This is a genomic window from Acinetobacter sp. 24-47-62, from assembly GCF_056779765.1.
On record NZ_JBWYIN010000018.1, the window covers coordinates 13,006 to 31,634 of the forward strand.

Here is an 18,629-nt window from a genome sequence, read left to right on the forward strand (position 1 = left end):
AAAAAATTAAAAGTGTAGGTTTTAAATGTCTTCTGTAGTTGCATCGACGGCGATTCGCGGTCGCTTCCTAGATATTCAGAATACGGTTGCCCAAGCGCGTGAAATTCACGACCAAGTGCGTTACGTAGAAGATGGTTTATTGATTACTCAAGCGGGTAAAATTCAATGGTTTGGTCGTTGGGAAGATGGGCAACAACAGCTCCGTCAGCTTGAATCCTCTATCCAAGTTGAGCATTACCCAGATCAACTGATTGTTCCTGGTTTTATCGATACGCATATTCACTTTCCTCAAACTGAAATGGTAGGTGCGTATGGCGAACAATTACTCGAATGGCTGAACACTTATACCTTTCCTACAGAAATCCAATTTCAAGACAAAGCTTATGCAGACCAAATTGCACACTTTTTTGTCAATGAGCTGCTGAAAAATGGCACAACGACTGCATTGGTTTTTTGTACAGTTCATAAAGAATCTGTTGATGCACTATTTGAAGCGGCAGAACAATACCAGATGCGTTTGATTGCAGGCAAAGTATTGATGGATCGTCATGCACCTGAAACACTGATAGACACCGCTGAAAATGCTTATACAGATAGCAAAGAATTGATTGAGAAATGGCATGGTAAAGGTCGAAACCTTTATGCCATTACGCCTCGCTTTGCGCCTACCTCTACACCAGAACAATTAAAAAGAGCAGGGCAGTTAAAAACTGAATATCCTGATGTATATATTCATACTCATTTGAGTGAAAACACCAATGAAATCGCTTGGGTGAAAGAGCTTTTTCCTGAGCAAAATGGCTATTTAGATGTGTATCACCACTATGGATTAACAGGCAATAAATCTGTTTTCGCTCACTGCGTTCATTTAGAAGAGCATGAATGGGATTGTATGCATCAAACAAACTCTGCAATCGCCTTCTGCCCGACTTCAAACCTCTTTCTAGGAAGTGGATTGTTTCCATTGAAAAAAACCTGGGATAAACAAGTCAAAGTCGGTCTTGGCACAGACATCGGTGCGGGGACTTCATTTAATCAGCTTCAAACGTTGAATGAAGCCTATAAAGTTCAACAACTCCAAGGCGACAAATTATCTGCATTTGAATCGCTTTATCATGCGACCCTAGGTGGAGCAAAAGCATTAGCGCTCGAGGATAAACTTGGTAACTTTAATATTGGAAAAGAAGCGGATTTTGTTGTATTAAATTTGAATGCCACTGCATTACAAACATTAAGACAACAACGCGCTAAAAATATTGAAGATGCACTTTTCGCATTGTTTACCATGGGTGATGATCGAAATATTGAGGCGACTTATATTTATGGACAAAAAGCATATCAACAATCAGCATCCTAATGCTCAGACTCAACCACAACACCCAATTAAAAAATATGTGTTGATTGGTGCTGTATTCTTAGTTTGTGCTGTCGTGCTTAAACGTGATGCGCATTAATAAACCATTAGTTTACATTTCGTTTTTTTAAAAAGGGTGCAACATTCTGGGATATGTTTTAAAATTGAAGCATATTTCAGGTGTTGCAGGTCAACACCTTTTTTAATTTTAGAATTGTTGTTTTAGGTATCTACCCATGACCATTGACATGAAAGTGTTGATTTCCGCTGAAGAAATTCAAGCGAAAGTTAATGAACTTGGTAATCAAATTAATGCTCACTATGCAAATAGTGATCGAGAATTGGTTCTTGTAGGCTTACTTCGCGGTTCAGTGATTTTCATGGCAGACCTATGCCGCACCATTGAAAAACCACACGAACTCGACTTTATGACAGTTTCAAGTTACGGCAGTGGAACGACTTCTAGTCGTGATGTTAAAATTCTAAAAGACCTTGATGGTGAAATTCGTGGTAAAGATGTTCTTGTCGTAGAGGACATCATCGATTCAGGCAATACGCTGAGTAAAGTGGTAGAAATCCTTGAAACTCGTGAGCCAAACTCTATCAAACTTTGCACGCTGATCAGTAAGCCTTCTCGAAGAGAGATCGACTTGGAAGTAGAGTTTCTAGGATTTGAAGTTGAAGATAAATTTATCGTAGGTTATGGACTAGATTACGATCAAAAATACCGTCATATTCCATTCATTGGTGAAATCGGTCTGTAATGTTTTTTTAAGAAAGTGGCATATGCCACTTTTTTTATAAACAACAAAATAACAACAACATGTAGCGTGATTCTTCTTTTCAAACATCAATACATAATCAACTATATTTGAGCGACACAATAAAAATTCATGATAAAAAGGAGAACAAGTATGTTTTCACTTATTGGAGCTATTCTTATCGGTTTTATAGCAGGTTTAATTGCTCGCGCAATTCATCCTGGTGACGATAAAGCAGGTTTCATTGTCACGACGTTATTAGGTATTGCTGGTTCATTACTTGCTACATATGGTGGACGCCTTCTTAATATTTATCCCGAAGGTTCATCGGCAGGTTTTATTGCTTCAGTCATAGGCGCAATTATCGTTCTGTTTATTTATAACCTCGTTACCAAAAAATCTTAATCAAAAAAAGCACCTTGTTAAGGTGCTTTTTCATTCCTATGACCTAGATTTTACAAGTTCAGCTCTTTCCAAATTTTTTCAATTTCTGAAGCTGGATAAGCGCCTGTTACCCTAAATCCATTTTCAAAAATAATTGCTGGCGTTCCTTGAACACCTAGACGACGTCCAAGTTCCAAATTTCGTTCAATAGGGTTTGAACAATCAGCTTGGGCTGTTGGTTGTTGATTCTTTTGTAAAAGGGCATTCCATGCAAACTCACGGTTTGCGGAGCACCAAACTTGTTTAGAGGGCTGGATCGATTGAGATTTAATTGGATACATAAACGTATAAATTGTCACATCTTTTAACTGGCTTAAATTATTTTCAAGCGTCTTACAATATGGGCAATTTGGGTCAGAAAAGATCGCGAGCTGACGCTTACCATTCCCCCTTACAGTCTTAATGGAATCTTGAAGTGGAAGTTGTTTAAAGTCGACTGAATTATGTTTCAGCACCAAATCACGTGTTAGATTTTTTTGATCTTCGATACGAATCATTGACCCAAAGAATAAATGCTTAGCTTCTTCATCAATATAAATAATCTGATTGTCTAAAGATCCGCTATAGAAACCTTTCATGTCAGTTTTTTGTAAATTTTGAATATTCAATTTTGGATGTTGCGTTTTAATTTTCTGCTGAAGCAATTCAATATTCGCAAAGCTAGAACTTGTAGACAGTGCAAGTAAAGCACTGATTAAAATTTTTTTATACATAAGTTGAGCATATGTTTGATGGATATTATTGCTTATTCTAATCTTCTACTTTCTACAAAGATCAGTTTTTATGTAATTTTAAACCTCATAAATTGTTTCACGTGAAACCAAATATGACAGTTGAATTTTAACTGATTGAAGATAATTGACTCATGCTTAACAGCCGACATAGACTAATGAATCATCGTATCAGCACTGCTGTTCTATAAGACAAATAATGAATGAAAACCAATCGTGGCGAGATTTTATTCTCGTAAGTATCGCACTCTGTATCGGCACCATTGGAACAGCGCTTGCTAGCCCACTTTATCCAATTTACCAAGAATTATGGGGGTTAAACCCGAGCGATATCACCTTTATTTTCGTTTCCTACATGCTAGGGTGCCTGACCACCTTACTGTTTTTGGGCAGAACCAGTAATACCATTGGTTATGTAAAAACTATGCAACTTGGGCTCATTTTTATCACCATTGGCTTGTTAATGTCTATCTTTGCGAGCGATGTCATGTCTCTCTCATGGGGAAGATTTATCATTGGTATCGCATCTGGATTGATGACAACATCTGCTCTTATTGGGCTTATTCAAACTGTTCCAACTTCCCATAAACAAATTGCACCACAATTAAGCTCAATCATTACTGCTGTTGGATTTGGTTTAGGTCCTTTATTTGGGGGATTTTTTGCTGAATTTTTTGCATATCCTTTGGTAATACCTTATGTACCCATTGTGATAGGTTCAATATTTTGCTTCTTTAGTCTATTTACACTCAAACCTATACCTTTTGATGTGCAAAAATTTAATTTTGCTCCCAAATTATTAACACCACAATCACATGATCGCACTCAATTTTTTATACTGAGCTTGACTGCATTTGCTGTTTTTGCAGGATTTAGTTTATACGCCTCACTATCTCCTTCATTTGTTAAAGACATTTTGCCTTGGCACGGTCCACTGATTAGTGGTTCTGCCATTACTGTCATTTTACTGATTTCAGCTGCGACACAATTTTTTTCAAGATCAATCAAACCGCAATCCAGCCTATTACTCGGTATCATGACTTGCTTCATGAGCGTGATCGCTTTATTCCTCTGTATGGAGTTTAAAATTAGCTGGTTATTTTTCCTAAGCGATGGTCTGTTTGGGATTGGACATGGCTTAGCTTTACTTGGGGCTTTCGGACTTATTCATCACATGACCACACCTCACAATCGAGCCGCCGTCATGTCTACTTATCTCTTTATCGGCTATCTCGGAACGATTCTACCCATCCTAGCAGTAGGATATTTAGCTGACCATTTTGGGCTTACAAATGCAGTGATTTGGTTCTGTATTGCAATTTCAATCTTACTGATTGTTTTATTCATAAAGCAGATGAGGGTTAAGCCAAGCAAGTTACCTTTAGCCAATTAACCAAAAAGCCCATTACTGGGCTTTTTAAACCACAGATAAAAACTCGTTTACTTCCCGATACAGAATGTAATTCCAATTATATTTTTAATATAAATTAATAACTTATAAATTTAATTAAAACATAGTGACTAATAGGTGACTGATTGTGTCATCACTAGGCACTTTTTAAGCTGCTCCCCTTATTGGTGGCTCAGGTAGGATCAGATTTAGAATCCTATCCTTTGTGAGTGACTTTGAGGTACTCACTAACCATCTTTGAGCTGGTCAGTAGAATTTTAGATTTTAAATCCGCATTTCAAATGTCGAATTAAGTTAGCCGTCCAAGTGGCTGATTAAGTAGCTTGGTCGGTTTTGAAATGTGAGCAAGTTATAAAAATCACAAAATACTTTCGATTGCAGATACGTGCGTCCAGTCGCGTTTATTTGACCGCAGTTAAGGATTTTAGATGGTGGGGGGGGTGATTCTATGTTGAGGCCATTTGTAGCAGTGAACCGCTCCAATAATCACGCTGTAATTCTATTGGGATTTTAAGCCTTAAAACCACAGTGAATACATCCCTCGTGCGCGCGCGCGTAGTTGTTCCGAAACACAACGCAATTTTGCGCTGTCCTACTTCAGAAAACTTCAGTTTTAAAAATACAAAACCTGATAAAACCTGAGATTCAGAACGGCGTACCTGTTAACAATTGTTGACATTCAAAACGCTGCACCTGTTATCAATTGTTATGGTTTGGACTACTACAAAATACTACTTTCCACTGGCTGCTCGGACTTAGGATTGAACCTGTCAAAACTTGTTATTCAGGATATGCACAGAACCGCCCTGATTGCTCGATATAGCCATGTTTTGGAAATGATGTACCTTTCATCAAGTCTTAGCCTAAACCTGACAAAACCTGACATTTAGAACGCCGTAGCTGTAAGCAATAGTAAGCACCTTTAACTTTATTTTAACTTTTAACTCAAACAGGATTTTTTTTGCTGGTGCGGTTTGGAGTGGTATCCGCTTTATGTCATCCCTCAACTTATCAGCTCCCCCCCCGACTGGTTAGCCGTCACTGATAGATTGAACCTCACAAAACCTAACTTTTGAACCTGATAAAACTTGAAATTAGAACCCTATTTTCTGATGAAAATATCAGTATAAAAACGTATAAAAATCATGTCTAATTTGTACGTAAAAACTTACATAAATTATTGAATTATTAAATGAATTTAAATAATAGCATGGTAAAATTAAGAATAAATTTTTGGTAAAAAATAGCAGTCTATTAAGGCTAATTTACTAAAAATTTTGAATAGCTAAAAGAGGCTATTAATCACTAAAAAAGTAATTTTAAAAACAGGAGAATGCTTATGCCAATCGCAGCAGCAGCAATAGGAACAAAACTTGCAGTAGGAGTGGTAGGTGCCAGTGTGGTTGGTGGTGCTTTATCATCCAGGGCACAAAGAAAATCAGCAAATGCAGCAGCAAACGCCCAGATTGAAGCCTCTGAAATGGGTGTAGAAGAACAGCGTCGACAGTTTGATGCAGTTCAAAAAATCTTAAAGCCTTATGCTGATGCTGGTTTGGGTGGTCTAGCAGGTCAGCAGGATCTACTCGGAATCAATGGGGCAGATAAGCAACAGGCTGCTATTGATGGAATAAACAATAGTGCTGAAATGCAAACCTATTTGCAGCAAGGTGAAAATGCCATTCTGCAAAACGCATCGGCTACTGGTGGTTTGCGTGGTGGTAATACTCAGGCAGCATTAGCGCAATTCAGACCACACTTGCTTAATCAGTTAATCAATCAGCGCTACCAAAACCTAGCAGGTTTAACCTCGCTTGGTCAGAACGCAGCAGCAGGCACAGGTAACGCAGGCATGCAAACAGCCAGCAATATTTCGAACCTGTATCAACAGAGTGGTGCAGCTCAGGCAGGCGCAGCTTTAGCAAAAGGTCAGGCAAGTGCCGATATGTGGAATGGTGTATCACAGGCAATCGGTCAAGTTGGCGGTATGAAGATGATGGGCCTATTTTGATTAAAGAGAGATGCCAATAAACCCCACTGTTGCCAAATACATGTGGGGTTTCTTCTATACATCTTCTTTAGAAACCACATTCGAATGATATAGATATTGCCGGGCACTGCTTAAAACTAATATGCTAATCTTACCTTTAATGATAAAGGGTATATTTATGAAAAGAATACTTTTACTTTCCATTTTTTTAGTAAGCACCTATAGCCATAGTATTGAACCTTATGATTACACTATCAAGGTGCCTAATACTGGGCAAACTAGCTTTAATGGCCTTCAGCAAGGCATTTTATTAGGGGAGCGAATAAAGGCAGCGCAAGCTAATAAAGAAGCTTTAAAACAAGAACAAGAACTGAAAGCAAAAGAAAGTCTTTATAAGAAAGAACTGTTAGATATGTATAACGACCCCTCAAAGTTCACCCAAGAAAATTTGATGAAATTAATGCTGGCCTATCCTGAGTTTAATAAAACAACAGCTCAAATATCTGAACAACTTCGTAGTTTAGAATCTAAAAAATAGATGTAACACATCAATAGGAAAGCACTTAATAGTGCTTTTTTTTAATTGTCCCAATTTTTTCCATTAGCACCACAGTTACGTTCGATAGAATTCATGGCTTCTTCAGCTGTATATTGCTTAGAACGCCATCCATCAATATTTGCTTGTATAAGCGCTCGACAATTCTTAGGTAATCCATAATCGCCATAGGTAGGCTTACTGTTAGGATTTCCGCAACCAATCAAGATTAATGGCAACGCTGAAATTAATATTATATTTTTCATAATCATATTCTTATTTAAATAATTAAGTTAATGATACAGAAGTTTTGCTAATCGTAAAACTCGCTTAACTTATCAAACCTGATAAAACCTGAAATTAGGGCGGCAAGATTACGGCATGATTGAACCTAACAAAACCTGAGATTTGTTGTACGTAGCTGTACAAAATCAAAGTTATTAAATTGCTGTATGCCTTGCTGTAATTGACATAGATAGCATTTCTTATAAGTACCTTGTAAAGCAAAATTTAGCAGGACGTAGCATGACAAAACCGCCTTTCTTGTTGGACGTAGTTTGACGAACTGCATATCTACTTAAAACGGCGTATGCCTTGTATGGCTTGGCATTGAGTGCATTTTTATAGGTACTTTTATCAGTATCTTGTCAAACAAATATACAAGGCTTGTCATGCAAGATTTAAGGCCATTTACTGATACGTACTGATACGGTTTTGTACGACCTAGAACGACAAAATAGGGAGTGCAATCACTCCATTTATGCGATTTGCGAAACAATCCTATGAAAGAAGCATTTTTATCTAATTAGACTATGCCGATCTAATCGAATCTAAGGCATAAAAAAGCCCCCAACTAAGGAGGCTATTCATTAAATCAACTGCAACACATCTGCCCGAACTTCTACCACTTCCCGATCTGCTCCAGTAGTTTTGTCTTTCCATTTCCTAGTTCTTAAACTGCCCTCTATATAAACCTTACTGCCTTTTTTAAGGTATTTGCCTGCAATCTCAGCTAATCGGTTATTAGTTGTGATTCTATGCCATTCTGTAAGCTCTTTACGCTCTCCAGTGGTCTTGTCTTTCCATTGTTCAGTGGTCGCCATACTAAAATTCGTAATGCTCCCATTGGGGAATTGTTTTGTTTCAGGGTCACGACCTAATACACCCATTAAAATAACTTTATTCACGTTTGGCATTGTTATAAATCTCTTGAATTTACTCAGAATGTCTATTTTTAAGGGCAACATGGGCAACTTAGGCAACATGCTTGATATATCTATGTTTCAGCCTGTTGCCTCTTTTTTTTCGTTTGGGCAACATGGGCAACAAATTAAGAATTACCTCAATTGTTGCCTTTGTTGCCTGTTGCATTTTAGATAGGGCAACACGTTCTAAGCCTTTATTTTCAAGCCTGTTGCCCTTGTTGCCTTTGTTGCCCTCTATTTTTGCTATTCCCAGCTAAAAATAGCGTCTTTTACTGCATATACACGGATTGCTTTTGTACGACTAGGTAATCGGACGGTCTTTGTATTTTTACCTGTGTCATGCTCCAGCAATTCTTCTATCAACAATGCCTTAGCGACCTTTCGACTATCATGTCCTTTGCACACTTCATTTTTAAATTGTTCGGGCAACACAAGAAATAGTTTTTCTCCATTTTCTATCTTCCAGTAGCCCACTCGATTGATGATTTTTTCAATCTGATCGACGTCAGGGGTAATCGACTCGAATCGGCTGGATTCATTCGCTTCAAAGAATGCCTTAACATGCAAAATATATTCTCGGCTTTCAAAGTCCCCGACATACTCAAAGTCATTCACCCATGCATTAAATACAGTTTGAACAGCTTGAAATGCTGTACCTGTTGTCCATCCTGTAATCCCTGCTTGAGTTGCTAACTCCCCAGCAACGGCAATTAAAGCAAATGCATTTGCTACACGGACAATATGACCTTGTGTGTGTTCAGCCATCAGCTCCGAGTTATATTGCTCTAATAGTGCTTTCGCTTGTGCCATTCGCTTGTCTTTATCATTGGTTAGATATTCAAGCCATGCCATACCTGCAACGCCGTAAAATTGATTAGAACGACTTACAAGCAACTTAGATTGTTTTGCACCATCTTCGGCAAAATCAATCTGATCGAATAAGCCATATTCGGACTGGTCTACATCAATATCAATTAATCGGACTTCTTGTCCTAATTTGGTCTTTTGACCGTTCTCTTGCATGATTTCTTTGAGGCTTTTCTCTCCAGTGGACATAAATATTAATTTCCACTTATACGGCGCTCTAGCTGTGATTTGCTTAGTTAATCTTGCTTTTCCTTTACCGTTGGCAAGCATATACACAATATTGCCAAGCTCTTTTGGGTTAGATATTTCCCCAATTTCATCCAAGCCTAGAAAGCTATCATTGTAACTGTAGGCTGTATGCTCTAAAGCATTCCCTGTTGAACGCCACGTTTTATGATGCTTTTCAGGATGTCCCCATACACTACATGCCACATACAACGCCGTAGTTTTGCCCTTAGATGATTGCCCTTTAAAGTGTATGCCTGCACCTGTTTGCTGTTCTAAAGGTGAAAGCAATTGCCCAGCAAAAGCTGAACTCAAAGCCACAACCAATTTGGAATGATTGGCAATTGGTAGAGATATGCTATTTATCCATTGCTCTAATGTCCCCTTGCTTTGATAACTGCATTCAACGCCTTGAGTCGTTTGATACACAACTAAATCACTATTTTTATGCTGTCCGATCTGTTTATTCGGCAATACATAAACATCATCGTGCCATCCTGCACGTTCTACACATAAAGCACGTTTAGCCGTTGGGTAGCTCATCAAATAACTTTGTAGCAAGTTTCTTGCTTTGCCACTTGGGGCAATGACTACACCCTGGTTTGCTAGTTCTTTTCGGAGTTCTACCCCATCTGATTGAAATAACTCCATTGACAAGGCTTGAGTATGCTTAACCCCGTCTGCATCTTTCCATTCCAGCAAGCGCCCCCATGCACTACTTGATGAATCCCTAGTCTGTGCCAGCACATGAATAGGACTTGAAATATAGTGTCTGTATTCGTTGTCTTTGGTCTGTTCAATGTAGTACAAGCCATCTTTCAATAGATGAAACACACCATCGCTATAACGAAATGGCTTGGCTAAATGTCCTTTGGGGAATGCTTGAACATGGTCTAATTGTTCGATTGCCTCATCAATAAACGCTGTGATTTCCTCTAATGGCTCATCCTTTGATAACTCAATGAGAAAGTCTTTTTCATCCAATCTGAGATACTGATTGAGTAGTTTTACATCAGTATTTTGTTGAAGCTGTTGAAATGTCTCAAGCTGTATATGTTCGGGTCTGACTGGCATATACAACTTGTCAAAACCTGACTTCGATAATTGCTGAATAACAAATTGTATTCGTTCAAAGTCTAAGGGATTGAGTTCTATTTGCTTCTTATTGCATAGATTCGGCAATACGACCAACACAACGGCATAACCTGTTTGCGCAACTTTAAAGAATGCCTCTAGGTTATACGTGATAATAATTGGCTCATTGTTTTTTAATTCCCCAAAACATGAAAAGCCTTTTGCTGTTGTGCCATCTGTAAATTCGACACGTTTACCTAGCTCTAATACAGCACTTTGAATCACCTCTAAATACCTGTTGTAGATTGGTATGATTAAAGGCTGTTGGTAGGCGCTACCGTTTATTTCTATCGTGTTCGGATTTACATAGATCGGCTGTATTGGACTGCCAAAATACTGGATGATGCCATGCTCTAAATATGCTTTATCCTGTGGCATTAATTTCACACAATCAGCTATAATTTGATCGGGTGTTATTAGTTGTTGGGGGGTATCATGATGAATCATTGTGTACCCCCTTTTAATTGCTCTGATAATTTTGAGTTATGATTTCTCTCTTCCATAACTGCATCAACCGCCGTTTCAAGCGATTTGCTCAATTCATTAGCAATTAAAAACAAGCCATGAATAGCGGATGCTGTATAGCCTTTTGCAAGATTAAAGCGTGACAATTCTGAAAGCAGAATGGTTATACCATTAGCCCGATTTATAAATTTCGATAGATCAAACTTTGTTTTTTCACTGGCACTTTCAATATCCTCCAAAGCACCATTTGCCAACATTTCACAAATGCTTATGACTGACCCTGCTTTTTCATCTGATAAATCAAGCTGGTCATAACTTACAAACAATGAAAGTAGCATACCCTCTAAAGATTCAAGAAATACTTGTGCATTTTCTAAATAGTCTTGAGCTGTTTTATTTTGATTGGATGGGTTTCGATTAGGCATGATTAATACGCTCCTGTTGATTTAATGGAGCCTTGCCAGTCACTTCCAAATGAGGGTGGCAAAGCTGAAAAGGGTTGGAAGACAGGCTCAACAGGTGACCTGTACACTCGAAAGTGTCCCTCTCCAGCTTCACCATAACATGCGAACGCATAGAGATTTCACGTACAAAAAAAGCCCTTAGAGGACTGTACGCCTGTTGAGATTTGTAGCCTTCCACAGCTAACTTTGAGATTTTGCTCAAAGCCCGATTAATATAACCATACTTAGGCATGTTGGCAATATTCAATGTTTGACTTTTCATGCTTAAACTTCCTCTTGTATGATTTCTAAAATTTCAATCATTTGTGCTTTTATCTCAGTCATTGAGAAAGTTTTACCCTCCTCAATATCAATAATTAAACCGACTGCAACATCGTAGATATTGGCTAACCGCATTTCGTCATCGGTCATAGGCTGACTATCGGCTTGAGTTTTGGATTTAAAATCTATTATTTCGCTCATGCCTTCACCTCATTGAATACGGTTAATATTGATATTGGCATTAACCAAAACGCCGTCATTCGACAAGCCTACTTGCTGGCGGTTATCCATCATCTGCAATAAACGCTGTTCTGCTTCTTCAAAGCTAATGCCGAAATGCTTTGCAATATCTTCCAGTCGGTACATGGGTTCGCCGTCATCGGTGTAACCGCTTGGTGGTGGCAATAGGTTTAATTCCTTAGCCTTTTGGTGCATTTCCTGTTTGATACTCTCAGGCGTGTAGTGCATTGTTAAAATGAGTGCCTGCTCGGTGATGGGGTGGTCATCGCCGTATTGCTCAAGCATGGCTTTGTAGTGGTCGAAGGCTTTGAAAAACTCAGGGTCTACATGCTCAATCATTGTGTATACCCTCAAAAGTTAGCTGTAAATTTGCTTTGCATGTTGTAATTCTTAGGTTTAAATCTCGCATTGAATAGCGGTGGTTTGCCAAGCCAGTGCCATGAAATGAACCTTTAGCCTTTTGGGTCTTTGCTTGCATACATAGGCGGTTCAGTTCTTCATAGGCTGTCTGCCGTGCTGAATAACTCCCAGTCTTGCGGATGCTCGGCAATACCTCAGAAAATACCCAGTTTTGGAAATTCAATGCTTCGGGTTTAGTCGATCTAAATACAATGCGGTACAGGTTTTCTTCACTGATAAAAGTTAACTTTTGAGTACCGCCATTTGTAAGGGTATACATTTCATGTACCCCCTTTGGATTTAGCTTAAAACGGCTTGCTGTCGCGTTTTTAATATCTAAGGCTTGACCAACATCAGGCAGACAAAACAAAGGCTGTCCGTTTACATCAAAGGCAATCCGAACGCCGTGTTCATTGAAATTAAAAATAGATGGGTTCATGCTGCCACCTCTTTAAGCTCATAACGTGCATGAGTACCAGTACCCGAACTATTACGCTCGTTATAGGTCACAATGTCATAACCTTGACGGCGTAGCTTTTCGATTATTGCGCTCAGGCGGTAGCAATTAAAAAGACGGATTGCATCCATCTGGGTAATGCTTCGACCTTGCTTGAGATGGCTTAAAACTTGATTTAATTGGGTGTTATTCATTGTTTAAGCCTCCATCGTTGCAATGTTGGCTTTATGTTTTGCGATTCGTTCAGCTACCCATGAATCAACATCTGATTCAATCCAAGCGACACGGCGTTCAGAAATTTGAATAGGCTTCGGGAACTTTCCTTTTGCCATTTCAGCATAAATAGATGAAGCACCTAAGCCAGTTTTGGTCTGCACTTCTTTACGGCGGATTAGACGTTGATTTTCGTTTTGCTGCTCTTTAGATATAGTCATCTAAACATTCTCCAATATTGGAAATGCCTAGACACAAAATAGGGAGTAGAAAAGTAATTAAGAGGGAAAAACTAAGTTTTATTAATTAGATATAGCAATATATACCTATTCAATTAAGTCCAATGACTAACAACAAGTGCTTCCATTCGTAAACAAAATGTTGACTTATGTCATGTTTGAACTACTATAAAAGCGTTCATCAATGTTTATCATTGTTGATCAAAGTACAAAAACTTAGTTTTTAATCGTTTTACATTTCTAAGATTCCTTAGTTTTGTGTCCTGCCAGACGGCGGTTAAAAATTAATGGCGTTTAGTAATTGGCGTTACTAAAGCCATCTGTTCCATGAAAAGGGTCAAGCATTGGCGTGTTTGACCTTTTTCTTTCTTTCCTACACTCATTAGACATAAATGCTTCTTAATGAATGTATTAGATTTCTATGTTTTACTTTATAAGAGTTATGCTTAAATGGCTACCTCTTTACCCAACAAGTGCGTTAATTGTTGTCGTGAAGCACCATCAACCTGCTGTTTATCAACATTTAACTCCGTTTTAGTCCGCTTTAGTCTTTTTCCTCAATAATTAAAATATTCAGCAAGTTACAATTAGATACAATTAAGCACCTTTAGCCTGATTAAAAAAGATCAAATTCGGCTCATAAATCACACTAAAAATATGATTACTCCATTTCTGCATCATCTCTGTGCGTTCTTTTTCATACTTGGCCTTGTTATATACCCCCCTTACACCTTTGGCTGTATGGTTTAAACAAGCCTCGATTGCATCACTATTAAAACCTTGCTCGTTTAAATGGGTGCTGGCCGTTCTTCTCAAGTCATGCACGGTAAACGGTGGCAAGTCTGTTAATGCCAGTGCTGCCTTTTGCGCCGTATTAAAGGCGTTATGGCTGATATGAGTACCTGGCTTTCTGCCTACAAATACAAAAGGCTCATTGCCTGCAATCGCTTTTAGTTCCTTAAATATCTCTATAACCTGATCTGACATATAAACGACCATTTCACGGCTATGACCTGTCGCACTATCAGCCTTTGTTTCAGGGATAAGCCATATACGGCTATCAAAGTCGATATGCTCCCATTTAGCCCTCAATAGCTCTGACTTTCTAACCAATGTCAGCAATGACAGCAAAAGGCCCAGCTTTCTAGGTCGATAAATTCTTGAGTTTAGGAGGGTGGTGTAATAGGTGCGGATTTCATTTGTGCTTAAATATCTATCTCTAGGCTTTGCCTTGTGTACGTGCCGTGATGGGATAGCCAAAACAGGGTTATAAGGTACAAGGCCCAAAGTCATTGCATAATCAAACATGCGCTTTAACAAGCCTCTGACTTGGTTAGCTGCTGCATCATATCCCTGTTCTTTTTTGCGCCATATAGTACGGCGTATATCTTCAATACTGATCTGATCTAATGGAATGTGGCCCATCATCGGATAAATATCATTGCTCAGGCATAAAACCATGTTGTAAGGGTTTTTACGGTCTTTTTTAATGACTTCTTTTAAATAGCGTTCGCCGTAGTCCTTGAACAAAATGCCTTTGGGCTTGGCCTTATCTTGTTTAGGTGAAATACCTTTAGCCACCAATGAGGCTGATTCATCTCTGATCTGTCTAGCGTCCTTCAATGACAAGTCAGGATAACGACCTATAACAAGCCGTTCTTGCTTGCCTGCCAGTGAATAACGATAGTGCCACGACTTAACGCCTGATTCCTTAACCTCAATAAACAGCCCATTATTCAGCTTGTCTTTAACTGAATATCGCTTGTCCTGTGGTTTAAGGTTTTGAATCTCTCTATCAGTAGAGAAAAACAGGCCGTTTATCTTTGGCATTATTCTAGTCACTCAGGCATAAAAATAAGGTTTTATTGTCACGTAGCTATTAGGTGACTAAAAAAATCATAGCACTAGATGAACGTATAGAACATATTGGAACAATAAAAAGGCATAAAAAAAGCACTAAGCTATTAAAACTTAATGCTATTTAATTGTCATTGGAACTTATTAGAATTTACTGGAATATAGGCTTAAATTGAAATTACTTTCCGATACAGAAAGAGCCAAAGATTTTTCCGAGTAAATCATCCGCACTAAAATCACCAGTAATTTCACCTAATGCATTCTGTGCGAGACGTAACGATTCTGCGACAAGCTCTCCTGCATGGTAAACAACAAGTTGTTCACGAGCTTCCGCAAGATAAGATTGAGTGCGCTTCATTGCGTCTAGGTGGCGTGTTCTTGCAATAAAGGTATCTTCTTCAGGCTGAAAGCCTGCATGTGCTGTAATCGCATCTACAAGCGATTGAACACCCATTTCTTGCTTGGCTGAGACCGTAATGTGTCTAAAGCCTTGGAGATCAGCAACTTTAGCTTCACTATCTACTAAATCACATTTGTTAGCGATTAAAATTAAGCGTTTAGGATCGATATAATTAGCAAAGTAAGTATCTGCCAAATGCATCGGATCTTCACCTTGACTCAAATCGTAAACCAAGAGTAGGAGATCAGCATTTTCTATTTCTTTAATCGCTCGACGAATACCTTCCTTCTCAACAATATCTCCCGTTTCACGCAGCCCTGCTGTATCCGTCAGGGTAATTGGCAAACCATTTAGGCTTATTTTCTCATGTAGTACATCACGCGTTGTACCTGCAATGTCCGTTACAATCGCGCGCTCAACACCAGCCAATGCATTCAATAAACTCGATTTACCTGCATTGGGTTTCCCTGCAATCACCACTTGTAAACCTTCACGCAGAAGTTGACCTTGGCGTGCTGATTGTTGTACTGCACCCACTGATGCTTGCACATCTTCCAATAACGCTAAAATTTTTCCATCTGCAAGAAAATCAATTTCCTCTTCAGGAAAATCAATCGCCGCCTCAACATGTAATCGTAAGTGAATGAGTTTTTCTAATACTGTATTTACTTTGGCCGAAAATGCGCCTTGCAATGAACGTACTGCAGAACGAGCAGCTGCTTGTGAAGTAGCATCAATTAAATCAGCAATTGATTCGGCTTGGACTAAATCCATTTTTCCATTTTCAAAAGCGCGCATTGAAAACTCACCCGCTTTTGCTGCAATTGCGCCTAACTCTAACAGTCGGCCCAATAATGTATTTTGAATCACCGGTCCACCATGACCTTGTAACTCAACTACATCTTCACCCGTAAAAGAATTCGGATTTGGAAAACAAATGACCAAACCCTCATCCATGACTTGCCCATTCGCATCAAGAAATTGACGAAATGCAGCATAACGAGCAGGACCGAGTGCCTTACCAGTTAAAGCCTCTGCTATGGCATATGCCTTAGGACCAGACAGTCGAATTACACCTACACCTCCACGACCTGGCGGTGTTGCAATCGCAGCAATAGTGGTTTGATGTTGTAGGTTCGTCATTGAAATGATCTCAAAGCAAGGCAAAAAAAATCCGCCTAAGGATATCACCTTAAGCGGATCGATTCAGCTACTAACAAAACTTAGTTCGTAGATGCTGTATCTTCTTTTGCTAAGCGAGCTTTCTCAACACTCTTATTAATCAGACCTTGCTGAAGAATCGTGATCAAGTTGTTGACAATCCAGTAAAGCACAAGTCCAGCAGGGAAGAACAATAAGAATACCGTGAAAATAATCGGCATAAACTTAAAGACTTTTGCTTGCATTGGATCTGTCGGCTGTGGGTTCAACATTTGTTGAACATACATCGTCACACCCATCAACAATGGTAGGATAAACCATGGGTCCATTGCAGATAAATCTTGAATCCAACCTAACCAAGGAGCGTGGCGTAACTCAACAGACTCCATGAGCACCCAATACAAAGCCAAGAAAATTGGCATTTGAAGAAGTAAAGGTAAACAACCAGATAATGGATTGACTTGTTCACGCTTATAAAGTGCCATCATTTCTTGTGAGAAACGCATACGGTCTTCGCCGAACTCTTCTTTCATGCGTTGCATTTCTGGTGCAATCACACGCATTTTTGCCATAGAGCGATAGCTCTTAGATGAAAGAGGCCAAAGAATAAGTTTCACAAGAATTGTCAATAGAATAATTGACCAACCCCAGTTTCCAACAATGCCATGGAAGAATTGCAAACCTAAGAATAGCAATTTCGCAATTGGCCATAACCAACCATAATCAACCGTTTGATTTAAACCAGTTGCCAAGTCTTTCAATTCAGATTGAATTTTTGGACCTGAGTAGAATGTTGCATCAACAGTCATTGTTTTGCCAGCTGGTACATTAATGGTAGGCGAAGTAAAGCCAATGATATTCATACCATCAGCAGATTTACGTGACTCCATTTTTGCAGAATACGGCTGGTTACCGAAGTTACCAGGCACCCAAGCACTTACAAAGTAATGCTGAACCATTGCAACCCAACCACCTTGAGCCTCAACACTTAACTTTTCTTCATTAAAATTATCAAATTTTAATTTGTTATAGTGCTCATCAGGTGTACCCCAAGCACCACCTAAATAAGTGCCCAGCGTAAAGATTCCTTGATCAGTTTTACCTGGATCTTCAGAGTTGTCACGTTTGATCTGACCAAACATTTGACCTTGCCAGTTTTGCTGACTACGGTTAATCACTTGATAACTTACGTTAACTGGATATGCACCTTCTTGGAAAGTGAACGTTTTGATGATTTCAACACCATCAGCCGTTTTTAATACCATTGGTACTTTTAACACTTTCTCAGCTTCACCATCTTTATTGGTGGTTGCTTGAGCATCAGCTAAAGTATAAGTCGACTTTTCAAACTCAAATGTTGGACGTCCACTACGGCTACTGTCAGGTCCATTTAAACCAATTAAACCTGATTGAGCGACATAAGTACGTTTCTCATCATTTTCAAGCATAACGAACGGTTGTTCACTATTTTTACTTTTATCATGATTGAGTAGTTCAACACGGACAATGTCCCCACCTTTAGGGTTAATCCAAAGATGATATAAATCAGTTTGAACAGCAACTAATTGTTGATTTGCTGTTGCAGGTGTAGTTGTGTCTTGTTGTTCAGCTGCAATATTTGCTTGCGGTATATCAGTTGAACCCGCTGTCGTTTGGCTCGTTGGCAGATCAGCAGAAACATCTTGGGCAACGACGGCAGCAGGTGCTGTCGCAGCAGTTGTTTCAGTTTGACCATAGTCTTTTTGCCAAGCAAGAATAAGCAAATATGCGGTGACAAACATGGCCCCGAGAATTGCAAACCTGGCCCATTGTTGCATAT

The 18,629-nt window shown here is 39.0% G+C and carries 20 protein-coding genes and 1 pseudogene; 7 read left to right on the plus strand and 14 right to left on the minus strand.

The window, feature by feature from the left end:
- The first annotated feature begins 25 nt into the window (after positions 1-25).
- From guaD to AC1M87_RS13405, 4 genes are all read left to right on the plus strand, one after another.
- On the plus strand, positions 26-1,357 hold the full coding sequence (gene guaD / locus AC1M87_RS13390) for a guanine deaminase (RefSeq protein ID WP_481593978.1): 1,332 nt from the start codon (positions 26-28) through the stop codon (positions 1,355-1,357).
- Positions 1,323-1,454 (plus strand): hypothetical protein, encoded by a 132-nt coding sequence (locus AC1M87_RS13395; protein WP_257219949.1) that lies wholly within the window; start codon positions 1,323-1,325, stop codon positions 1,452-1,454. The genes guaD and AC1M87_RS13395 overlap by 35 nt, the downstream gene beginning before the upstream one ends.
- A 136-nt stretch (positions 1,455-1,590) precedes the next feature.
- Positions 1,591-2,118 (plus strand): hypoxanthine phosphoribosyltransferase, encoded by a 528-nt coding sequence (hpt, locus tag AC1M87_RS13400; protein ID WP_035268589.1) that lies wholly within the window; start codon positions 1,591-1,593, stop codon positions 2,116-2,118.
- A 150-nt stretch (positions 2,119-2,268) separates the two neighbouring features.
- Positions 2,269-2,520, plus strand: a complete 252-nt coding sequence (locus AC1M87_RS13405) for a GlsB/YeaQ/YmgE family stress response membrane protein (RefSeq protein WP_035268591.1) — start codon at positions 2,269-2,271, stop codon at positions 2,518-2,520.
- Between the two features lie 50 nt (positions 2,521-2,570).
- On the opposite strand, the gene AC1M87_RS13410 is transcribed toward AC1M87_RS13405, so the two are convergent.
- Positions 2,571-3,272, minus strand: coding sequence for a DsbC family protein (locus tag AC1M87_RS13410; RefSeq protein WP_481593979.1), 702 nt, complete (start codon positions 3,270-3,272; stop codon positions 2,571-2,573).
- Positions 3,273-3,489: 217 nt separating this feature from the next.
- Between AC1M87_RS13410 and AC1M87_RS13415 the strand changes: the two genes are divergently transcribed.
- From AC1M87_RS13415 to AC1M87_RS13425, 3 genes are all read left to right on the plus strand, one after another.
- Positions 3,490-4,683 (plus strand): MFS transporter, encoded by a 1,194-nt coding sequence (locus tag AC1M87_RS13415; protein WP_481589596.1) that lies wholly within the window; start codon positions 3,490-3,492, stop codon positions 4,681-4,683.
- 1,357 nt (positions 4,684-6,040) lie between these two features.
- Positions 6,041-6,709 carry a hypothetical protein gene (locus tag AC1M87_RS13420; protein WP_481593980.1) on the plus strand — a complete coding sequence of 223 codons (669 nt, stop codon included), beginning with the start codon at positions 6,041-6,043 and terminating at the stop codon, positions 6,707-6,709.
- 157 nt (positions 6,710-6,866) lie between these two features.
- Positions 6,867-7,226 carry a hypothetical protein gene (locus AC1M87_RS13425; protein WP_441297750.1) on the plus strand — a complete coding sequence of 120 codons (360 nt, stop codon included), beginning with the start codon at positions 6,867-6,869 and terminating at the stop codon, positions 7,224-7,226.
- Between the two features lie 41 nt (positions 7,227-7,267).
- Here the strand turns inward: AC1M87_RS13425 and AC1M87_RS13430 are convergent, their stop codons facing one another.
- The 13 genes and pseudogenes from AC1M87_RS13430 to yidC form a co-directional block, all read right to left on the minus strand.
- Positions 7,268-7,489 (minus strand): kynureninase, encoded by a 222-nt coding sequence (locus AC1M87_RS13430; RefSeq protein WP_481593981.1) that lies wholly within the window; start codon positions 7,487-7,489, stop codon positions 7,268-7,270.
- A gap of 606 nt (positions 7,490-8,095) precedes the next feature.
- Positions 8,096-8,419 (minus strand): annotated as a pseudogene (gene ssb / locus AC1M87_RS13435) (single-stranded DNA-binding protein); the annotation flags it as partial.
- Between the two features lie 252 nt (positions 8,420-8,671).
- Positions 8,672-11,101, minus strand: coding sequence for a DUF927 domain-containing protein (locus tag AC1M87_RS13440; RefSeq protein WP_481593982.1), 2,430 nt, complete (start codon positions 11,099-11,101; stop codon positions 8,672-8,674).
- Positions 11,098-11,544, minus strand: a complete 447-nt coding sequence (locus tag AC1M87_RS13445; RefSeq protein ID WP_481593983.1) for a hypothetical protein — start codon at positions 11,542-11,544, stop codon at positions 11,098-11,100. The genes AC1M87_RS13440 and AC1M87_RS13445 overlap by 4 nt, the downstream gene beginning before the upstream one ends.
- The gene (locus AC1M87_RS13450; protein WP_481593984.1) at positions 11,537-11,845 is read right to left on the minus strand and encodes a hypothetical protein; all 309 of its coding nucleotides are present in this window, start codon (positions 11,843-11,845) and stop codon (positions 11,537-11,539) included. The genes AC1M87_RS13445 and AC1M87_RS13450 overlap by 8 nt, the downstream gene beginning before the upstream one ends.
- A gap of 2 nt (positions 11,846-11,847) precedes the next feature.
- Positions 11,848-12,045, minus strand: a complete 198-nt coding sequence (locus tag AC1M87_RS13455) for a hypothetical protein (protein ID WP_481593985.1) — start codon at positions 12,043-12,045, stop codon at positions 11,848-11,850.
- Positions 12,046-12,054: 9 nt separating this feature from the next.
- On the minus strand, positions 12,055-12,423 hold the full coding sequence (locus AC1M87_RS13460; RefSeq protein WP_481593986.1) for a hypothetical protein: 369 nt from the start codon (positions 12,421-12,423) through the stop codon (positions 12,055-12,057).
- Positions 12,416-12,922, minus strand: coding sequence for a BRO-N domain-containing protein (locus tag AC1M87_RS13465; RefSeq protein WP_317112783.1), 507 nt, complete (start codon positions 12,920-12,922; stop codon positions 12,416-12,418). The genes AC1M87_RS13460 and AC1M87_RS13465 overlap by 8 nt, the downstream gene beginning before the upstream one ends.
- Positions 12,919-13,134, minus strand: a complete 216-nt coding sequence (locus AC1M87_RS13470; protein WP_481593987.1) for a helix-turn-helix domain-containing protein — start codon at positions 13,132-13,134, stop codon at positions 12,919-12,921. Before AC1M87_RS13470 ends, AC1M87_RS13465 begins: the two co-directional genes overlap by 4 nt.
- 3 nt (positions 13,135-13,137) lie before the next feature.
- Positions 13,138-13,374 carry a helix-turn-helix transcriptional regulator gene (locus AC1M87_RS13475; protein ID WP_481593988.1) on the minus strand — a complete coding sequence of 79 codons (237 nt, stop codon included), beginning with the start codon at positions 13,372-13,374 and terminating at the stop codon, positions 13,138-13,140.
- Between the two features lie 615 nt (positions 13,375-13,989).
- Positions 13,990-15,222, minus strand: coding sequence for a tyrosine-type recombinase/integrase (locus tag AC1M87_RS13480; RefSeq protein ID WP_439736649.1), 1,233 nt, complete (start codon positions 15,220-15,222; stop codon positions 13,990-13,992).
- A gap of 205 nt (positions 15,223-15,427) precedes the next feature.
- A complete protein-coding gene (gene mnmE, locus AC1M87_RS13485) occupies positions 15,428-16,792 on the minus strand; it encodes a tRNA uridine-5-carboxymethylaminomethyl(34) synthesis GTPase MnmE (RefSeq protein WP_481590912.1) in 1,365 nt (454 codons plus the stop codon).
- Positions 16,793-16,872: 80 nt separating this feature from the next.
- A complete protein-coding gene (gene yidC, locus AC1M87_RS13490; RefSeq protein ID WP_481593989.1) occupies positions 16,873-18,627 on the minus strand; it encodes a membrane protein insertase YidC in 1,755 nt (584 codons plus the stop codon).
- Between the last annotated feature and the right edge of the window lie 2 nt (positions 18,628-18,629).